Source organism: Thiorhodococcus minor, assembly GCF_010820565.1.
In the GTDB taxonomy this organism is placed as follows: domain Bacteria; phylum Pseudomonadota; class Gammaproteobacteria; order Chromatiales; family Chromatiaceae; genus Thiorhodococcus; species Thiorhodococcus minor.
In genome coordinates, this window is record NZ_JAAIJQ010000010.1 from 16,780 (window position 1) to 35,206 (window position 18,427).

The 18,427-nt window shown below is 65.8% G+C and carries 20 protein-coding genes; 11 read left to right on the forward strand and 9 right to left on the reverse strand.

Going from position 1 to position 18,427, the window contains the following annotated elements; all coding sequences use genetic code 11:
* Nucleotides 1-11 precede the first annotated feature (11 nt).
* From G3446_RS04825 to G3446_RS04845, 5 genes are all read right to left on the reverse strand, one after another.
* Complete coding sequence (locus G3446_RS04825) at nucleotides 12-371, reverse strand: CIA30 family protein (RefSeq protein WP_209262267.1); 360 nt, start codon at nucleotides 369-371, stop codon at nucleotides 12-14.
* A 1-nt stretch (nucleotide 372) separates the two neighbouring features.
* Nucleotides 373-621 (reverse strand): hypothetical protein, encoded by a 249-nt coding sequence (locus G3446_RS04830; RefSeq protein ID WP_164451277.1) that lies wholly within the window; start codon nucleotides 619-621, stop codon nucleotides 373-375.
* A gap of 144 nt (nucleotides 622-765) precedes the next feature.
* Nucleotides 766-1,278, reverse strand: a complete 513-nt coding sequence (locus G3446_RS04835) for a PIN domain-containing protein (protein WP_164451278.1) — start codon at nucleotides 1,276-1,278, stop codon at nucleotides 766-768.
* On the reverse strand, nucleotides 1,268-1,522 hold the full coding sequence (locus tag G3446_RS04840) for a UPF0175 family protein (protein ID WP_164451279.1): 255 nt from the start codon (nucleotides 1,520-1,522) through the stop codon (nucleotides 1,268-1,270). Before G3446_RS04840 ends, G3446_RS04835 begins: the two co-directional genes overlap by 11 nt.
* A 38-nt stretch (nucleotides 1,523-1,560) precedes the next feature.
* The gene (locus tag G3446_RS04845; RefSeq protein ID WP_164451380.1) at nucleotides 1,561-2,166 is read right to left on the reverse strand and encodes a recombinase family protein; all 606 of its coding nucleotides are present in this window, start codon (nucleotides 2,164-2,166) and stop codon (nucleotides 1,561-1,563) included.
* A 115-nt stretch (nucleotides 2,167-2,281) separates the two neighbouring features.
* Between G3446_RS04845 and G3446_RS04850 the strand changes: the two genes are divergently transcribed.
* The 3 genes from G3446_RS04850 to G3446_RS04860 all read left to right on the forward strand — a co-directional run bounded on the left by G3446_RS04850 (nucleotide 2,282) and on the right by G3446_RS04860 (nucleotide 6,510).
* A complete protein-coding gene (locus G3446_RS04850) occupies nucleotides 2,282-4,273 on the forward strand; it encodes a Tn3 family transposase (RefSeq protein ID WP_164451280.1) in 1,992 nt (663 codons plus the stop codon).
* Between the two features lie 237 nt (nucleotides 4,274-4,510).
* Nucleotides 4,511-6,076: an ATP-dependent DNA ligase gene (locus G3446_RS04855; protein WP_164451281.1), complete on the forward strand. Its 1,566-nt coding sequence runs from the start codon at nucleotides 4,511-4,513 to the stop codon at nucleotides 6,074-6,076.
* Complete coding sequence (locus G3446_RS04860; protein ID WP_164451282.1) at nucleotides 6,073-6,510, forward strand: thiol-disulfide oxidoreductase DCC family protein; 438 nt, start codon at nucleotides 6,073-6,075, stop codon at nucleotides 6,508-6,510. Before G3446_RS04855 ends, G3446_RS04860 begins: the two co-directional genes overlap by 4 nt.
* A 348-nt stretch (nucleotides 6,511-6,858) precedes the next feature.
* Here G3446_RS04860 and G3446_RS04865 read toward each other — a convergent pair whose 3' ends face one another.
* Entirely contained in the window at nucleotides 6,859-7,998 is a 1,140-nt protein-coding gene (locus tag G3446_RS04865) for a glycosyltransferase (RefSeq protein WP_164451283.1), read from the reverse strand.
* 163 nt (nucleotides 7,999-8,161) lie between these two features.
* Between G3446_RS04865 and G3446_RS04870 the strand changes: the two genes are divergently transcribed.
* Together G3446_RS04870 and G3446_RS04875 are read left to right on the forward strand one after the other, a co-directional pair.
* Nucleotides 8,162-9,370: a hypothetical protein gene (locus G3446_RS04870; RefSeq protein ID WP_164451284.1), complete on the forward strand. Its 1,209-nt coding sequence runs from the start codon at nucleotides 8,162-8,164 to the stop codon at nucleotides 9,368-9,370.
* Between the two features lie 138 nt (nucleotides 9,371-9,508).
* Nucleotides 9,509-10,123: a Uma2 family endonuclease gene (locus tag G3446_RS04875; RefSeq protein ID WP_164451285.1), complete on the forward strand. Its 615-nt coding sequence runs from the start codon at nucleotides 9,509-9,511 to the stop codon at nucleotides 10,121-10,123.
* 80 nt (nucleotides 10,124-10,203) lie between these two features.
* On the opposite strand, the gene G3446_RS04880 is transcribed toward G3446_RS04875, so the two are convergent.
* The 3 genes from G3446_RS04880 to G3446_RS04890 form a co-directional block, all read right to left on the reverse strand.
* Complete coding sequence (locus tag G3446_RS04880; RefSeq protein ID WP_164451286.1) at nucleotides 10,204-10,944, reverse strand: DUF3581 family protein; 741 nt, start codon at nucleotides 10,942-10,944, stop codon at nucleotides 10,204-10,206.
* Between the two features lie 90 nt (nucleotides 10,945-11,034).
* Nucleotides 11,035-11,607: a Uma2 family endonuclease gene (locus tag G3446_RS04885; RefSeq protein WP_164451287.1), complete on the reverse strand. Its 573-nt coding sequence runs from the start codon at nucleotides 11,605-11,607 to the stop codon at nucleotides 11,035-11,037.
* Between the two features lie 378 nt (nucleotides 11,608-11,985).
* Nucleotides 11,986-12,591, reverse strand: coding sequence for a hypothetical protein (locus G3446_RS04890; RefSeq protein WP_164451288.1), 606 nt, complete (start codon nucleotides 12,589-12,591; stop codon nucleotides 11,986-11,988).
* Between G3446_RS04890 and G3446_RS04895 the strand changes: the two genes are divergently transcribed.
* From G3446_RS04895 to G3446_RS04920, 6 genes are read left to right on the forward strand one after another with little or no spacing between them, the layout of a single operon-like run.
* Nucleotides 12,590-15,415, forward strand: coding sequence for a monovalent cation/H+ antiporter subunit A (locus tag G3446_RS04895; RefSeq protein ID WP_164451289.1), 2,826 nt, complete (start codon nucleotides 12,590-12,592; stop codon nucleotides 15,413-15,415). The two genes, G3446_RS04890 and G3446_RS04895, sit on opposite strands and share 2 nt — an antisense overlap.
* A complete protein-coding gene (locus tag G3446_RS04900; RefSeq protein WP_164451290.1) occupies nucleotides 15,416-15,757 on the forward strand; it encodes a Na+/H+ antiporter subunit C in 342 nt (113 codons plus the stop codon). It begins immediately after the preceding gene.
* On the forward strand, nucleotides 15,754-17,310 hold the full coding sequence (locus G3446_RS04905) for a monovalent cation/H+ antiporter subunit D (RefSeq protein WP_164451291.1): 1,557 nt from the start codon (nucleotides 15,754-15,756) through the stop codon (nucleotides 17,308-17,310). The genes G3446_RS04900 and G3446_RS04905 overlap by 4 nt, the downstream gene beginning before the upstream one ends.
* Nucleotides 17,307-17,801 (forward strand): Na+/H+ antiporter subunit E, encoded by a 495-nt coding sequence (locus G3446_RS04910; protein ID WP_164451292.1) that lies wholly within the window; start codon nucleotides 17,307-17,309, stop codon nucleotides 17,799-17,801. Before G3446_RS04905 ends, G3446_RS04910 begins: the two co-directional genes overlap by 4 nt.
* A complete protein-coding gene (locus G3446_RS04915) occupies nucleotides 17,795-18,064 on the forward strand; it encodes a K+/H+ antiporter subunit F (RefSeq protein WP_164451293.1) in 270 nt (89 codons plus the stop codon). The genes G3446_RS04910 and G3446_RS04915 overlap by 7 nt, the downstream gene beginning before the upstream one ends.
* Nucleotides 18,065-18,072: 8 nt before the next feature.
* Nucleotides 18,073-18,414, forward strand: a complete 342-nt coding sequence (locus tag G3446_RS04920) for a Na+/H+ antiporter subunit G (RefSeq protein ID WP_164451295.1) — start codon at nucleotides 18,073-18,075, stop codon at nucleotides 18,412-18,414.
* Nucleotides 18,415-18,427: the final 13 nt, after the last annotated feature.

Consider the following 18,427-nt stretch of genomic DNA (forward strand, 5'->3'; position numbering starts at 1 on the left):
GGCAGCGGACCTCAGTCGTCGCCCCGATAGAGCGCTACCCGCGCCACGCAGAGCTCAGCTGTGAAGGGCCGGCCGATCGCGACCAGACCGAGGCGGCGCAGCCGATCCCGTCGCAAGGGCTGGTCGATGCGGTGGGGCGCGAAGTCGCTGAAGGGGAGAAGGAGCCGCCGCCACTGAGGCTCGGCCGAGAAGCTCGCGCGGTAGGCCTGCCAGGGCAGCCGGGTGTCTGTGGTCCGCAGGTGGGCATTGTAGCGCTCGCCGTTGCCGAAGACCTCGATCTCCAGACCGGCGTAGCTGCTGGCATCCAAGGCTTCGCCATCCGCCAGGTCCAGGGCCATTTGGACGAAGCCGCCGTTGTTCTCCGTGCTCACCTCAGCCTGCATGCACGGGCAGGGCTGGCCGTCTCGCTCCGCCTCCGAGTCTGATCAGGATGCCGCCACGCCGCCCGTCGGCACCGTCTTTCCCGGGTGCAGCCGGGGCCGGATAGTCGGCCGGCCGGGTGGAGAAGCTGCAGTTCTCGCCCACTACAAGCTCGCGGGCGTGGATGTGCAGCTCGGTCCCCGGGAAGGCTATGGCCATCTGCAGCGCGACGCTGTCGGCAACGATGGTCAGCGTCTTCATCGCCCGGCCGTCGAGCGCGGTGGCAAAGGCGCTGCCGCGAGCGATCACCAAGGCCGCGGCGGTGACCGTGACCTCCTCGTCCGCACTGCCGGCGCCTTTGGTGGTGACGCTGTAGTACGGGTCTGATCAGGATACGTGCAAATTTTAGTAATCTTGCCCAGAGGCCGTGCTTTCGCCCACTTCCCGAAGGAGCTTCTGGACCAAGTCGTCTGAAACGTAGAGCCCTGTTTCCCGCAGTCTCCGAATCACCGGCTCGGCTTGGTCGATCAACCCACTGACCTTTGCACGGCCCACGATACCCAGGGTGCCGATGATTGCGAGCCCCATGGCCTTTGCGCAGCGCCTGGCTTCCAAGTCGTCGATCACGACGCGGTCGGCGGAATGCGCGACGGCATGGCTGATGACTTGGGTTTCCCCAGCACCCAGGTCCCAGCTCAGGATGTTCACTGGTGGGGCTTCGTCGTCCACGACGATCGTCGACTCGAGGGCTGCCAGCGTCTGAACCGTGCGCTCGCCGTCCGGTTTGGCGCTGACCTCTCGAATCACCGCTCTGGGTACCGCTATTTCTCCCGCCAAGGCGCCAATCAGAGGGAGCTGCTCGACCTTGCCAAGCAAGATCAACGGCGAGGCGTTGACGACCCAGCGGCTAAGCGCCATGGATCTCGTCGGCGAGTTCGCCAGCCGTGACTTGGCAAGCCGGGACTTTGCGGCGGTGGAGCTCTTCCAAGAATTCCGCTCGGGTCAGCTCGGCGAGCTCGGCGGCTTTTCCCTGCGACACGATCCCTTGTGCGTACCATTGGACCGCCGCGGCGATGCGCATCTCCCGCGCGAACTCCCTCGGTGCCAGGCGCAACGCGCCGAAGGCCGATGCATCGAAGTCGAAGGTGATCGTGGTCGTCATGGCTTCGCTCATGGTGTTCACGGATTCAGGTTGCGGAGTCAAGGTGCTGGATTCGGGGCCGGTCCGTGCACGACTCGCTGCACCGTGCTGACGCCGATACCCAACTCAGTGGCTATCTTCTTGATGCCTTTCCCCTGTCGACGCGCCGTTCGGATCCGTTCCTCGACGATCTCTGGCATGCGGGGTCTGCCGAGGGTTTTGCCCTGTGCCCGAGCACGCTCGAGCCCGGCGCGAACCCGCTCGCGGATCATGGCTCGCTCGAATTCGGCAAACACACCACACATCTGGAACATGGCCTTTCCGGCCGCCGTCGTGGTGTCGATGCCGTGCTGGTGCAGGTATAGATCGACGCCCTTGGACTGAAGGTCAGACAGCAGAGCGACGAGCTGCTGCAGCGACCGCCCCAGCCTATCCACCGACCAAGCCATTACCAGATCGATCTCCCGCCGCACGATGGCGTCGTAAAGCTGATCATATCCTGGTCGCCGGTCCCGTCCCTTGGCACCGCTGATGCCGTGGTCGATGTACTCGGCGGCGACGCGCCAATCCATGCGTTCGGCGACAGCTCTCAGCTCTTGGAGCTGATTGTCTGGCGTCTGTTCGCCCGTCGAGACCCTGGCATAGATGGCAACCCGCTTACCCATGCAGGTAAGGGTATACCAAAAACATTTTGTTTTGGTACCCTCGGCGGCCCGCGCGTAAACCCCTGAAAGATGAAGGCTCGGACTGGAAGAATCGCTGATCGGCGTCCTCGGACAGGTGCTGTCCCAAGCCAAAGACGAGTGTAGCGATCATGATCTCGGGCGCCGCGTCCGGCAGGTGCTCGACGCTGAAGGCGGCGTCGATCTGCTCGGCGCCCAAGTCGAATCCGTCTCCGCCTATCACCACGACAACCACCTGCCGTTGCTTTGGCCGTTCCACGCGGACCATCGCTCGGCGCTGTTTCGCGTGCTGGAGCTGATCGGATTGGCCTCGGCGACGCAAGACAGTGCCTTGATCGAGGCCTGGCGATACGTTCTGCATCATCGTCGAGCCCGCCAAGCCACGTTGCCCCGTGACATCGACCTTGGCTTCTTGTCGCTGCGCTGGAGCGCCTTTGTCGAAACCACGGATGCCCATGGGAACCCGGCGCTGGACCGCCGCGCCCTGGAAGTCTGCATCTTCACGCACATCGCCGAGGCGCTCCAAGCCGGAGATTTGTTCGTGCCGGGCTCGTTCTCCTACGCCGACTACCGAGCTCAGCTACTGCCTTGGACCGAGTGCGCCGAGCGTTTGCACGCCTACTGTGAGGCGGTGGAGATCCCGGTATCGGGACCGGCGCTGGTCGCCCAGCTGCGTCAGCAGCTCAGCGCGCTGGCCGACAGCGTCGACCAGGGATTTCCTGCCAACAGCGCGCTCAGCCTTGATGCGGATGGGACACCGCACCTGAAACTGCAACGCGCCACGCCACCCCCTGAAGACCTGAAGGCGTTTCAAGAGGCGGTGCGCGCGCGGATGCCCGAGCGCCACCTGCTCGATGTCCTGAGGCATGTCCATCACTGGGTGCCGTACACACCTCATTTCGGCCCGCCCTCCGACTCGGACCCGAAGTTGTCCGATGCCGTGCGCCGCTACCTGTTCACCGTGTTCGGATTCGGCTGCAATCTCGGCGCAAGCGAGACGGCGCGACATGCCCCCGAGAGCCTCAGTCGCCAGAGTCTGCACCGCATCAATGCTCAGCACGTCGATGCCAACAAGCTTGAGGCCGCGGCCGCGGACATCGTCAACCAGTATCGGCGGTTCGAGCTGCCGAGCTGCTGGGGATCCGACAAGGTGGTGATCGCCGACGGTACCCAGATGGAGCTGCGCGAGAACAACCTGCTCGGTGAGCGCCACATTCGCTACGGTGGGTTCGGCGGCATTGCCTACCACCACATCTCCGCGACCTACATCGCACTGTTCAGCAAGTTCATCGCCTGCGGTGTCTGGGAGGCGGTCTACATTCTCGACGCCTTGCTCGAGCAGCGCTCAGAGATCGAGCCGGACGTCCTCCATGCCGACACGCAGGGGCAGAGCGAACCGGTCTTCGGCTTGGCTTTCCTCATCGGAATCAAGCTGTTTCCGCGCATGCGCAACTGGAGCGACGTGATCTTCTACCGGCCGGAGAAGGGGCGCACCTACCAGCACATCGACGCGTTGTTCACCCAGTCCATCGACTGGACGCTGATCGAGACCCACTGGCAGGACATGATGCAGGTCGTGCTATCGATCCAAGCCGGCAAGATCCTGCCGTCGACCTTACTGCGCAAGCTCGGTAGCCATAGCCGCCAGAACAAACTGAATCGGGCCTTCCGCGAGCTGGGACGGGTGGTGCGAACGCACTTCCTGCTGCGCTACATCTCCGAGGCCGATCTACGCCGCAGCATCCGCGCGGAGACGACCAAGGTGGAGTCCTACAACGACTTCCTCGACTGGATCGGCTTCGGCGGACCCGGGCTCAAGAGCGGCGACCCGATCGAGCAGACCAAGCAGGTCAAGTACATGGATCTGGTCGCCAACATCATCATGCTGCACAACGTCCATGACTTGACGGAGATCCTCGCCGACATGGAGGCCGAGGGCTGGACACTGACCCGAGAGCTCCTCGCCGGGCTGAGCCCGTACATGCGCGAGCATCTCCGCCGCTTTGGGCGCTATGTGCTCGACATGGAGGACGCGTCGCCTCCGCTCGTGCTTCGGGCGCTGCGAGTCCTCGCCGAAAGGTCGATCTGACTCAGAGATTGCTGAAATTTACACGTATCCTGATCAGACCCGGCCTCCAGACGACGCCCGGACGAAACCCCACCCATGACCCCGTCCGTGATCAAGCGCCAGGTCGCTGGTGCGCGGCCTGCGGTCTCCATTGCTGAATACAGCAGCATGATGGCGGCCCCTCCCATCGGCGCCTTTGGAAAGCCCAGAAGATGACGCATCTTCTGCGAAATGCCAGTCGCCTCGCCCAAAACGCGCATGCCCCCCACGCTCGCCCTCATCGCAGCGACCTCCAGCGAGGTCGGCTCGACCCGCAGCCGGCTGAAGAAGGTCGCCAGCCTCGCAGGCTGTCTGCACGCGCTGAAGCCGGACGAGCTGCCGACCGGCGTCAGCTATCTGAGCGGGGTGCTGCCGCAAGGCCGAATCGGTGTCGGGCCGGCAGCGCTCAAGCAGGCCGCTGGCGTCACGCCTGCTGGGGAGAGCCGCCTCTCGCTTGCCGAGGTCGACGCCCGACTGACGGACATCGCCGCCATCGGCGGTCAAGGCTCGACCCAGAGGCGCGCGGAGGCGCTAGGCGCCCTCTTCGCCCGCGCGACCGCCCCGGAGCAGCGCTTTCTCGCCCAGCTGCTGCTCGGCGAGCTGCGTCAGGGCGCGCTGGAGGGCGTGCTGGCGGACGCCCTGGCCGAGGCCTTCGTGCTCCCACCGGAGCGGGTCCGGCGCGCCTACATGCTGGTCGGCGACCTCGCCCGCGTGGCCACAACCGCCCGGCGCGAGGGCCTGGCCGGCATCGACGCCTTTCGTCTCCAGCTCCTGCAGCCCTTGAGGCCGATGCTCGCCCAGACGGCGGAGGACGTCGCGACCGCCCTGGGTGACGCCGGCGAGCGCGTGCTGGAGTACAAGCTCGACGGCATCCGCATCCAGGCGCACAAGGACGGCGACCAGGTCCGTCTCTTCACCCGCCAGCTCAACGATGTCTCGGCGCAGATCCCGGAGCTGGTCGCCAGCATCGCAGCGCTCCCCGCGCGCCGGCTCGTCCTGGACGGTGAGGCCCTGGTGCTGGACGCCAAGGGGCGCGCCCTGCCCTTCCAGCAGACCATGGCGCGGCTCGGCAGCAAGCTGGATGTCGCGCGCCTGAGCGCCGAGCTGCCGGCGCGCGGCTTCTTCTTCGATCTCTTGCTGGTCGACGGCGAGGAGGTCTTCGATCGGCCCCTGCTGGAGCGTCAGCGCGCGCTCGACGACCTGCTTCCCGAGCCCGACATCATGCCCCGGCTTATCACCTCGGACCCAGTCGCCGGCGAGACCTTCCTGCAGCAGGCATTGGATGCCGGGCATGAGGGCATCATGTCCAAGGCTCCGAGCGCGCCCTACGAGGCCGGCAACCGGGGCAGCGCCTGGCGCAAGATCAAGCATAGCTACAGCCTGGATCTGGTGATCCTGGCCGCCGAATGGGGCAGCGGCCGGCGCAAGGCCTGGCTGTCCAATCTTCACCTCGGCGCGCGCGATCCGGCCACGGGTGGCTTCGTGATGCTGGGAAAGACCTTCAAGGGGCTCACGGACGCCCAGCTCGCCTGGCAGACCCAGCGGCTGCAGGAGATCGCCGTCGCACGCGAGGGCAACCTGGTGTATGTGAAGCCCGAGGTCGTGGTCGAGATCGCCTTCAACGAGGTCCAGACCAGCCCCCAGTATCCCGCTGGAATGGCGCTGCGGTTCGCGCGCGTGAAGCGGTTTCGGCCGGATAAGTCCGCCCAGGAGGCAGACACCATCGAAGCCGTGCGCGAGATCTACCGCAGCCGCTTTGCAGCACCTGAGGAGACATCCGCATGACCCATCAGACATCGACCACCGAGACACCGCCCGCCTTATGCGTCCTCTACGACGGCGGCTGCCCAGTCTGCCGGCGCGAGATCGCACACTATCAAGGGCTGCGACCGCTCCGCCCCGTGGAGTGGGTCGACATCCACGCCGATCCCCAGGCGCCCGAGCGCCTCGGGGTCACTTGGGAAGCGGCCATGGCGCGCTTCCATGTCTTCGAAGGCGAGAGGGCGCGCGGCGGCGCGGCCGCCTTCCTGCTGCTGTGGTCCGCGATGCCGGGCTGGCGGCACCTTGCGTCGATCGTGCGCACCCTAAGGCTCCAAGGCCTACTGGAGCGCGGCTACAGCTGGTTCGCCGAGCGGCGACTCGGGTCGCGCTGCACGGAAGCTAGCTGCGACATCCAGCCCCCGGATGCCGACCTCTCGGCGCCGACAACTGAGCGCTAAGGAAACGCTGATTTATTGCGTTTCCCGTCCGGGCCAAGGATGGTCCGGCATTTCGAGCACGGTACCTGCTTGAAATGGAGCAGCTTGGAAACCCTGCTTTCGGGCTGCGAGCCGAAACCCTGAGTACGCCTGGTGCCGAGCGCATCGCCCGCAAGCGGGCTCCTACGGCGGCGACGCTCGCGTAGGAGCCCGCTTACGGGCGTTTTGGAGCCAGCTCAGAACTGGGGCGCAGCTACCGCACTTCTTCTGTAGCGTCCGGACTGGGTGCGTCGGCAACGGGCGACAGGACAAAGGTATTTCAGCATCCCAAGGTCCCGCGTGCGCGATTCGGGCTCTCGGGGCCCTGCGTCACGCCCAAGGCCTCAGCCCCATCGCATCCAAATAGGCATCCGTGCTGGCCTCGATCTCATAGCGGCGCGCCGCCTCCTTGAGCCGGGATGGCGGCAGCGGGTCATCCAGGGTCGCCTGCATGGCTGCAGCCAACGCCGCATCGTCGCCCACAGGGACCAAGGAGCCATAGCGCCCGCCGTGCAGGATCTCGCTCGGGCCGCTCGGGCAGTCGGTGGCGACCACGGGCGTGCCCACCGCCAGGGCCTCGATGAGCACGAAGCCGAGACCTTCCCAGCGCGAGGTGAAGGCGAAGAGGTCGGCGTGTGCCATATAGGCATAGGGGTTCTCGACATAGCCGGGCAGTGCAACGTCCTCGGCGACGCCCAGCTCGCGCGCCAGCGCCAGCAAACGCTCGCGGGCGCCCCCGCGTCCGAGGATCATCAGCCGAGCCGGACGCTCGGCGCGCAGGCGCGCGAAGGCGCGGATCAGGGTCTCGAAATCCTTGCGGCTGCAGAGCTCGCCGGCGCTGAGGATGAGCGGACAATCGCGCTCACCGATCCAAGGGTGATCGGGTGGCGGCAGCTCGGCCGCCAATAGGCGCTCCGGGACCACTGGCGGCGGCACCACCCGGATGCGCGCGCGCGCCAGCCCCGTGTAGTCAGCCATGTCGTCGGCAACCCCGGCGCTGGCGACGATGACCTGATCGGCAAAGGGATAGAGGCGGCCCATGGACATGCGCTGCACCCAGCGCTCCAATGCGCCGCGTGTCGCCAGGTCGATCGAGATGGTCGTGCCCGAGCGCAGAGTGAGCCGTGTCGGCACCCGTGCGATGGCGCGCGCGAAGAGGGCAACCCGATTCACCCGGTCCTTGTCCGAGAGCATGGCGGCCGGCCGCGCCTGACGGAGGTAGCGCGCAACCGCGGGGAGGCAGGCCAGGGTGTGACGCGAGCCCAAGTCGATCACCCGCACACCCGCCGGAATCTCCGGCAGATGGGGGCCGTGACGCCGCACCTTGAGGAGATCCACCTGGTAGCCGCGCCGCGCCAACGCCGGGATGAGATGCCGCGCCGCACGGTCGACCCCACTGTGGCCGGAGGTGGAGAAGAAACAGGCGATGCGGCTGGGGTCCGTCCCCACGGGAGCAGATAAGTCGGGCATTGGCTCTCTCGGAAGAAGATGGCGGCGTGCGGCCTGAGCCGAGATGGCCTTGGCCAAGCGCTCGGGCACCCAATTTGTCGAGTGCTACGCAATCGCCGTCGGCAGAGCGGTCTAAGATGCCCGCCGGAAGATTGTTCGAAGAACTGCCGGCCGAGAGACCCGCATGAAGCGCTATTCCCTGACCCTGACCGGAGAGATCCTGCCCAGCGTGCGACGTCACGAGGCCGTCGCCGCCCTGGCCGAGCTCCTGCGGCTCGAGCTTCCGCAAGCAGACGCCGCGCTGCGCGGCAAGCCAAGGCCGCTGAAAGGGCTGCTGACCTACGAGCGCGCGGCGGAGGCGAAAAACCGCTTCGAGCAGGCCGGCATCGGCTGCGAGCTGCGCGAGGAGGCACCCCGCCCGACCGAGCCGAGGCCCGCGGCAGAGGCCTTCAAGTCGCCGCCGAAGCTGGACGTGGAGCGCGTCACCATGCGCTGCCCCAAGTGCGACTTCGAGCAGCCGCCGGGCGATCGCTGCGCGAACTGCGGGATTGTATACGCCAAGCTGGAGCAAGTGCAGCGACGCGCCGAGCAGACCCGCGCGGCAGCGGCCGCACGCGCCAAGCAGGACAGCTTTCCTTATCGGCTGGTCAACCAGCTGCTGCTACTTGTCTTCTTATCCAGTCTCGGCCTGGCCATCTGGAGCCATTGGAAGAAGAACCAGCTTCCCCCGCCGAGCGTCTACGACCTGACCGAGCTGCAGGAGCCGAGGCAGGAGCCGACCGAAGCCGGGCCCTTCCAGGTCGAGGCCAACAATATTACGTACAACATCGAGCCGCTGTTCGACTACGAGCTAGACGGCGTGGTGGTGAGCCTGCACGACAGCGACGCCTTCTGGGACATCTACCACTTCAAGGACTGGAAGGACTTCATCAACATCCGCGACCTCTGCGTGGTCTGGGGCGACAATGTCGCGACGGGCGTCTTCCGCGACATGCACTACAAGAACACCACCTGGACCTGCTGGATCTCGACCAATGACCCGGTCGCCTACAAGGGCTTCGCCTGGGACCAGCTCAGCAACAACCACGTGCTCTCGCACGACGAGACCATCCAGAAGGCCATCAAGTCCGCCGAGATCGGCGATCAGATCCGCTTTCGCGGCAAGCTGGCAAGGTACTCGCACGCTGGCGGCTTCCAGCGCGGCACCAGCACCACCCGCACCGACCGGGGCAATGGCGCCTGCGAGACGATCTACATCGAAGACTTCCAGATCACCCGCAAGTCCAACACCGGGTGGCGGCTGACCTATCGGCTCTCGTCCGCGCTGGCCACGCTCGCCTTCATCGGACTCGCGGTGCTCTTCTTCGTCGCGCCTTACAGGCATCGCCGCTAGCGAGCGGGTCGCTGAGCCGCCTGGCGGGCGCGGACGACATCATCAGCTCCCGGATCCTGGAGGTCTGGGCATGCGTCTCGCCTTCGCGCTGGCGATCGCCCAAAATGAATCAGCCGTGACCAATCCGGAGACAGTGGAGTGAGTGCCCAGGCCTTACCAAGACTAACGCCACCTGAGTACCTGCAGTGGGAGCGTCGGCAGGAGACGCGCCATGAATACGTCGGTGGAGAGATCTTCGCGATGACAGGCGCGAGCCGCGCGCACAACCTCATCTGCGGCAACACCTTCGCCGCGCTCCATGGCCAGTTGAGGAGGCGAGCTTGCGAAGTCTACTCCGCCGACATGCGCGTCAAGGTCACGGAAACCGGACTCTATACCTACCCTGACATCGCCGCCCTCTGCGAGCCACCGCAGTTCGAGGACGCCGAAGTCGACACCCTGCTCAACCCGAGCCTCATCATTGAGGTGCTATCCGATTCGACCGAGCGCTACGACCGTGGAGCCAATTTCGCGCACTACCGCAATCTCGCCTCGCTGAGCCATTATCTGCTCGTCAGCCAAAGCGAATACCGTGTCGAGCACTATGTCCGTCAAGCGGGCAGGCACTGGCTGCTGACGGAGTACCTTGACCCGGAGGAGCGCATCGCACTGACGCGCATCGATTGCAGTCTACGGCTCACCGACATCTACGAGCGGGTGTCTTTTCCCGCTCAGTCCGAGCCGCTACCGAGCCAACGCCCTGGGATCGACTAGCCTGGGAGTCCGACCTCCAGGTCCGCAGCTGTCGGCCTGGAGGCCGACGCTCCCAGCACTGACCCTGCCGAATGGGGTGATTAGATCGCGGCTCCGCGTGACACGCCGGACTCGGTCTCGGCCAGATAGGCCGCCTTCCAGCCCGCATAGCGGTCGACGAGCCCCTGCAGCGCAGCCGCGTCATAGGCGCGCAGCCCGCTCAGGATCAAGGTCTTGGCGCCCCGCCCGACCGCTTGCCCATCGGCAGTCAGACTGAACTCCAGACGCACCTCGCCGCGCTTGCCTTTCACCTCGAGCTCAGTCGATTCCAGAGCGACCTCCAGATCGGGGTAGTCCAAGCGGTCCAGCTCGAACGACATGCGGTCATAGATCACCAGGGGCCGATCCGGGTTGATCATCACACCCTGCTGCTCCATGAGGGGCACCAGGATGTGGGGGAAATTCTGGCCGGAAAAGGCCACGTAGCGGCGAAGCAGCGATTCCGTCAGGCCCGGGTCCGGATTCACCGCTCCGGCGCGCTCGACCTCTAGACAGGGCTTGCCGTCTGCCGACTCGACCACGAGGCCTGAGTCGGTCTCGACGATGCGCAGCGCGGCATCCGCTGCCACCATCCCAGTGAAGCGAAAGGCCATTCGGCTCGCAACACCGAATTTGCCGAGCACCAGCGCGAACAGGAGATCGCCGGGGACACAGAAGCGTGGATTGGTCGCATCGTGGATGGGATTGAAGTCACCCGCGATCTGCTTCGCGAAGGCGCTGCCCTGCGACGCGGAGATGCGCAGCGCTTCGCCTTCGGCGGTGTGAAAAAGATCGAGAAACATGCAGAGGCTCCTGAAACGAGGGAGCCGCATAGGGTACGCCATGCCCCGTCGGGATTCGGAAATGATCTTGGCAGCCCCTTCTCGAGCGGGCTAGAGGTCGGTCTTGTCGTAGACCTCGGCGATGGCGAGCGAGGCATCGACGGCGGCAAGCGGAATGCGGGCCTGCGGGTCGCTGTAGGTGCTGAGGCTCCAGGTGTCGTCCGGTTGGCGGACGTAGAGCTCGGCGCGAATACGGCTCTGGGAGATGAGCAGGTAGATCTGGAGGCTCGGGAGCCCGCGGTAAGCGACGAATTTGTCGCCGCGGTCGTAGGCCTCGGTCGAGTCGGACAGGACCTCGACGATCAGGGTCGGGTTGATTAGGACATCGCGGCGGTCGTCGTGGAACTGACGCTCACCGCAGACGACCGAGACATCCGGATAGAAGCCGGCCTCGGCGATGGGCGCGCAGATCTTCATGTCGCTGCCGTAGACGCGGCAGGGCAGACTTCTGAATTGATTGCGCAGCTCGCCAACGACATTGGCGGCGATGAGGTTGTGCGACTCGCTCCCGCCGGTCATCGCAAAGAGCTCGCCGCCGACATATTCGCTGCGGCTGTCCAGGGCGACGCGCTCAGCAGCGAGCCAGTCCTCGAAGGTCATGCTGGGCTTTGGCTGTAGGGACATTGGGTGTCTCCTGTCGCGTTGGTGTCAGTATAGCCAGCCGCCAGCGACTATTTGCCGCACTTTGGGATTGCTGATGCCCTCACTCGCCGGGTGAGGCGGTTTCTCAAAATCGCCGTACCAACACCCCATCGTCCTCCGGAAACCAGCGAAGGGATGAAGTCGCAGAGCCTCTGAGTGGAGCCTTGATCCCGCTTATCCCCGAGACGTCGCCCGCAAGCGGGCTCCTACACGCCCGTCTCGGGAGGAGCCCGCTTGCGGGCGATTGGTACGAAGATTCCCGGAAACCGCCTGAGTCCACACTGCCATCACTTGATAGCCGTGTGGCCGGTTGCGAAAAGCTGGAGGCTGGAGGCTGGAGCCTGGCAGCGCTCTTGGAGATCAGTGGCCCAGGACCTGTCCCATGAGCGCCTGAATGCTGGGGTGCTGCATCAGCCGCTGAAAGCGCGGGTCGGCACGCAATCCCTCGAGGTCACCGGAGAGGACCATGCGGGTCAGCTCTGGGTCCGATAGGGCCTCTTGGATCTGCGGATCCTGCTGCAGTGCCGTGACCTGCTCCATCAGGCCCTGGTCCGTGATGAGCTGCTTCTGGATGGAGGCGATGTCCGCCGAATAGTCTGTTGCTGCGGTCGCGCTCGGCGCATGAGAAGGTGCTGCGCCCGCAGCGCCCAGAGGCTGCAGAGAGCGGATGCTGGTTTCCGGAATGGAGAGGCTGCCGAGCGTGGCGGAGCGGATATGGTAGTGGCCGCCCTCGATCCCGATCAGCTCGCCCGAGATCAGGCTGCCGTCGGTCAGATCGATCCGGCTCTCGCCCGCTTGGGCGGCAGCGGGCAAGACAAGGCTCAGCGCGAGCAGCAGGGAGGCTTTGATCTGGCGGTTCGGCATTACAGTCGGCACCTCGGGTCGCCATGCACAAGGGACTTCGCCATCGATGGTATCCTTGTGCCCGCCTCGGAACAGGGTCTTCATCACAGAACGCAATCGCATGAATCTCCCACTCGTCGTGCTCGCCCCATTCGTCGGGGCCATCTTGACCGCCTGGGCCGCGCGCTTCGGCGCGCGGCGAACCGCCTGGGTCGCCGGCGGCATGACCCTGCTTGCCTTGGCGATGCTCGCGCCAAGCATGGCGGCGCCCTTCCAGGGCGAGCTGATCATCCAACGCTGGAGCTGGATTCCGCAAGCCGGAGTCGAGCTGGCCTTCCGCTTCGATGGCCTGTCCCTGCTGTTCACCACCATGATTCTGGGCATCGGGCTGCTGGTCATCCTCTACGCCCGCTACTACCTCTCCGACGATGCGGAGAATCCCAAGCCCGGCATGGGACGTTTCTACGCCTATTTGCTGCTCTTCATGGGCTCGATGCTCGGCGTGGTCCTGTCGGAGAACTTGATCGTCCTGCTGATCTTCTGGGAGATGACCAGCCTCTCTTCCTTTCTGCTGATCAGCTATTCATACCAAGACAAAGAGGCCCGGCAGGGTGCGCGCATGGCGCTCACGGTGACGGGCTTGGGCGGTCTAGCGCTGCTCGGCGGATTCATCCTGCTCGGCGAGATGGCGGGTAGCTACGACCTCTCCGCCATCCTGGCGCAAGGCGATGTCATCCGCGCCGACCCACTCTACACCCCGATGCTGGTGCTCATCCTGATCGGGGCCTTCACCAAGTCGGCGCAGTTCCCCTTCCATTTCTGGCTCCCGCGCGCCATGGCGGCCCCGACTCCGGTCTCGGCCTATCTGCACTCGGCAACCCTGGTGAAGGCCGGTATCTTTCTGCTCGCGCGCCTCTTCCCGGTGCTCTCAGGCACAGCCGAGTGGAATTGGCTGGTGATCGGCGCGGGGCTCAGCACCCTGCTCGTCGGCGCCTGGTTCGCGCTCTTCAAGCATGATCTCAAGGGCCTGCTCGCCTATTCGACCATCAGCCATCTCGGGCTGATCACGCTGCTCTTCGGTCTAGGGACGCCGCTGGCGGCGGTGGCCGGCCTCTTCCACATCATCAACCACGCCACCTTCAAAGCATCGCTCTTCATGGCCGCCGGCATCATCGATCACGAGTGCGGCACCCGCGACATGCGGCGCATCAACGGCCTTTGGAAGTTCATGCCCTATACGGCGACGCTGGCCATGGTGGCCGCCGCCTCCATGGCCGGCGTGCCGCTGTTCAACGGCTTCCTGTCGAAGGAGATGTTCTTCGCCGAGACCGCCGACTTCTTCCTCGATTTCAATTGGGGCTGGATGCTGCCCGCGCTGGTGGCATTGGCCGGGGTGCTGGCGGTGGCCTACTCGCTGCGCTTCATCCACGACGTCTTCTTCAACGGCGACCCCGTCAATCTCCCCAAGACCCCGCATGAGCCACCGTTTTGGATGAAGCTGCCAGGCGAGATCCTAGTGGGCATCTGCGTGCTGGTGGGGCTGTTCCCCGCAATGACGGTTGCCTGGCCGCTTCGGGTCGCTGCGACCAGCGTGCTTCAGGCACCTCCGCCGCGTTTCGACATCGCCATCTGGCACGGGCTCAACATCCCGCTGCTGATGAGCGTGATCGCGCTCCTCGGGGGCCTGCTCGTCTACGCCGCGCGCCGGCCGCTGTTTCGGCTGGCGGAGCGACTCCAGGGTGTGCTGGACGCCGGTGCCGCCTATGCGTGGACCCTCGGCGGCATCATCGGCTTCGCGCGAGCCGTCACGCAGACGCTAGACCGCGGCTCACTGCAGCGATTGGTCGTCATCTTCGTGGTCTCGGTGATCGCGATCGGCCTGGCGGGTGCCCTGGGGAGCGGCAGCCCATTGACCGGATCGCGCGCCTTACTTGCGGCCGACCCCGTCAGCATCGCCATGACCCTGGCGCTGATCGCCGCCACCCTGGCGACCCTCATGCTGCACCGCAAACGGCTCGCGGCCCTGGTGATCATCGGCGCCGCTGGGCTGCTGGTGACCTTGGTGTTCGTGAAGTTCTCCGCGCCCGACCTGGCCTTGACCCAGCTCTCGGTGGAGGTAGTCACCATCGTCCTGCTGCTGCTCGCGCTCTATTTCCTGCCGCAGCACAGCCCCGCCGAGTCGAGCCGACCGCGGCGCCTCCGCGACACGGCGCTGGCCCTGCTGGCCGGCGGCTCCGCCGGCGCCCTGACCTGGGCGATGCTGACGCGTCCGCATGCCCCCATCTCGAGCTTCTTTCTCGACAACAGCGTCCCGGGGGGAGGCGGCACCAACGTGGTCAATGTCATCCTCGTGGACTTCCGCGGCTATGACACCCTGGGCGAGATCTCGGTCCTGGCACTGGCTGGACTGGGGATCTACGCCATGCTCAAGGATCTGGAGCTCCCCGGCCTGAAGTGCGATTCCAGGGGCGGTCCCTGGAACTGGGACAGCCACCCGAGCATCATGGCGGCCTTGACCCGGCTGCTGCTGCCGTTGGCGCTGCTGGTCTCTGTCTTCATCTTCCTGCGCGGACACAATCAGCCCGGCGGCGGCTTCATCGCCGGGCTCATCACGGCGGTCGCGCTCATCATGCAATATCTGGCCAATGGGGTCGCCTGGACCCACGAGCGCATGTCGAGCAACATGCATCCCCTGATCGGCGTGGGCCTGCTGATCGCGACCCTGACGGGCCTGACGAGCATCGCGCTCGGCTATCCCTTCCTCACCTCGGCCTTCACCCATGTCCACTGGCCGGTGGTCGGGGATTTCGAGCTCGCCTCGGCCCTGGCGTTCGACCTCGGCGTCTTCGCGGTCGTCGTCGGCGCGACCCTGCTGATCCTCATCCACCTGGGACTCATGCATGATGCAAGTCATCCCGGCCCCGAGCTGCAAGAGGAGCCGCGCTGAATGGAAGCCTTGATGAGCCTCATCGTCGGCGTGCTGACCGCCGCCGGCGTCTACCTGATGCTGCGAGCGCGAACCTTCCCGGTCGTGCTCGGGCTGACACTCCTGACCTATGCGGTGAACCTCTTTCTCTTCGCGAGCGGCCGGCTGACCGTCGGCGCCCCGCCCATCATCCGCGAGTCGGCGACCCATTACACCGACCCCCTGCCCCAGGCACTGGTCCTGACCGCGATCGTCATCAGCTTCGCGATGACGGCCTTCGTCATCATGCTGTCGCTGAAGGCCCGCGCCGAGCTGGGCAATGACCACGTCGACGGCCGCCCGAGCCAAGAGGAGGCGCCGTGACGACACTGACGATCGCGCCCGTCCTCGTCCCGCTGCTGGCGGGAATCGCGCTGCTCCTGACCCGGCACCAGGTGCCCTTGTGGCTCCGTCGCGGTCTCAATCTCGCCGCGGTGGGCGTCCAGGTCGCCGTGGCCCTGGCGCTCTTGACGGCGGTAGGCGGCGGCGATGTCCTGACCTACAACCTGGGCAACTGGCCAGCGCCCTATGGCATCGTCCTGGTCGCCGACCGACTCGCCGCCTGGATGCTCCTGATCACCGCGCTGCTGGCCTTCTTCGCCCTGCTCTATGCCGTGCAGGGGACGGATCGCGGCAGCCGGCATTTCCACTCCATCTACCAGCTGCAGCTGCTCGGTCTCAACGGCGCCTTTCTGACCGGCGATCTCTTCAATCTCTTCGTCTTCTTCGAAATCCTGCTGCTCGCCTCCTATGGGCTCTTGGTGCATGGCGGCGGCGCGCGCCGCACCCGCGCCGGGCTGCACTTCGTCGTGCTCAATCTGGCGGGCTCCACGCTCTTTCTCTTCGCCGCAGGCACCCTCTATGGGGTGCTCGGGACCCTGAACATGGCCGACCTCGCGGTCAAGCTGGCGGAGACCACGCCGGAGAACCTGGGGATGGCGCGCACCGCCGGGCTGCTGCTGTTCGCGGTCTTCGCGCTGAAGGCGGCCCTGATTCCGCTGCACCTCTGGCTGCCGGAGGCCTATTCGGCCACCTCGGCGCCGGTGGCGGCGCTCTTCGCCATCATGACCAAGGTCGGCGCCTACTGCCTGCTGCGGGTCGGCACCCTGATGTTCGGACCCGAGGCGGGTCCGGTCGCGGGGCTCTACGCGACCTGGCTGCTGCCGCTGGGTCTGATCACACTCCTGCTCGGCGCCCTGGGGGCCCTCTCGGCGGATGAGCTGAGGCGTCAGGTCGGCTACCTCGTCGTGGTCTCGGTCGGACTCCTCCTGACCGCCTTCGGGCTGGACAGCACGGCGGGTATCGCCGCCGGGCTCTACTATCTGGTGAATACGACCCTCGCCACGGCCGCCTTCTTCCTGCTGGCGGACGTCATCGCCTGTCGGCGGGGCGCGTCGCTCGACCGGCTGACCGCCGGACCTCAAATGCGGCAGGCCGGCTTGCTCGGTGGACTCTTCTTCCTCGCGGCACTGCTCATGGCCGGGCTGCCGCCGCTCTCGGGCTTCGTCGGGAAGCTCCTGGTCCTGCAGGCGGCGCTGGACGCGTCGAGCTGGCCCTGGGTCTTGGCGAGCGTCCTGTCATCCGGACTGCTCGCGATGATCGCCCTGGGGCGCTCCGGCAGCGTCCTCTTCTTCAAGACGGCGGATGCGCTGCCGGCCGAGGCGGCCCCCTCCGCACCTGTCGTTGCATCGCTGGGAGAGTGGCAGGAGACGATGCGGCTGGTGGCCGTCGCGGGGCTGCTCGCGCTCTGCCTTGGACTGCTCGCCGCATCCGGCCCCGTCCTGGGCTTCTGCACCGCGACCGCCGAGCAGCTCCTCCATCCGCAAGGCTATATCCAGGCTGTCTTGAGCCCAGTGACTGGCGGGGTCGATCGATGAAACACTGGCTGCTACCCCATCCGATCCTGACGCCGACCCTGGCCATCATCTGGGTCCTCTTGGTCAACAGCCTCTCGCCCGGCGCGATCATCCTGGGTCTTCTGCTGGGCTGGGCCATCCCGCTCTTCACGCTGCGCTTCTGGCCGGATCAGGTGCGCTTGCGCAAACCCCTCACCCTGCTGCGCTTCATCCTCGTGGTGCTCTATGACATCCTGGTCGCCAATCTGGCGGTCGCCTGGCTCATCCTGCGCGGCCCGAGGCACATCGAGCCGGCCTTCGTCGTGGTCCCGCTGAGCCTGACGACGGACATCGGCATCAGCTTCCTGGCCAACACCATCTCGCTCACGCCGGGCACGGTCTCGTCTTGGCTGAGTCCGGATCGGCGCAGCCTCGTCGTTCAGGGGATCAGCGTGCAGGATCCGGATGACTTGGTGAAAACCATCAAGCGCCGCTACGAGGCGCCCCTACTGGAGGTCTTCGAGCCATGTTGAGCACGGCCTTGGCCATCGCCTTCGGTCTGGTCACCGCAGCCATGGCACTCACGCTCTGGCGTCTGCTGCGCGGACCTGATCAGCCGGACCGCATCCTCGCGTTGGACACCCTGTACGTGAACTCGATCGCCTTGCTGGTGCTGCTCGGCATCCATCTGGGCTCCGAGCTCTATTTCGAGGCCGCCATCCTCATCGCCATGATGGGCTTCGTCGGCACGGTCGCGCTCTGCAAGTACCTGCTGCGCGGGGACATCATCGAATAGGTCCAAGCATGCTGGAAGCCGCGCTCTCCATTCTGATCGTCGTCGGAGCCATCTTCACCCTGATCGGCTCGCTCGGTCTGGCCCGCATGCCGGATTTCTACAGCAGGCTGCACGGTCCGACCAAGGCGACGACGCTGGGCGTGGGCAGCCTGCTCATCGCCTCCATGATCTATTTCAGCACCCAAGACGACGGGATCAGCTTCCACGAGATCCTAGTGACGCTCTTCCTCTTCATCACCGCGCCCGTGAGCGCGCATCTGCTCTCGAAGGCGGCGCTGCATCTGCGGGTGAAATCCCTGGTGGCGCCGCCGCGCGAGGTCGAGGAAGCGGACGCGGGGGAATGCAAATAGCCCCTGGTCGTCA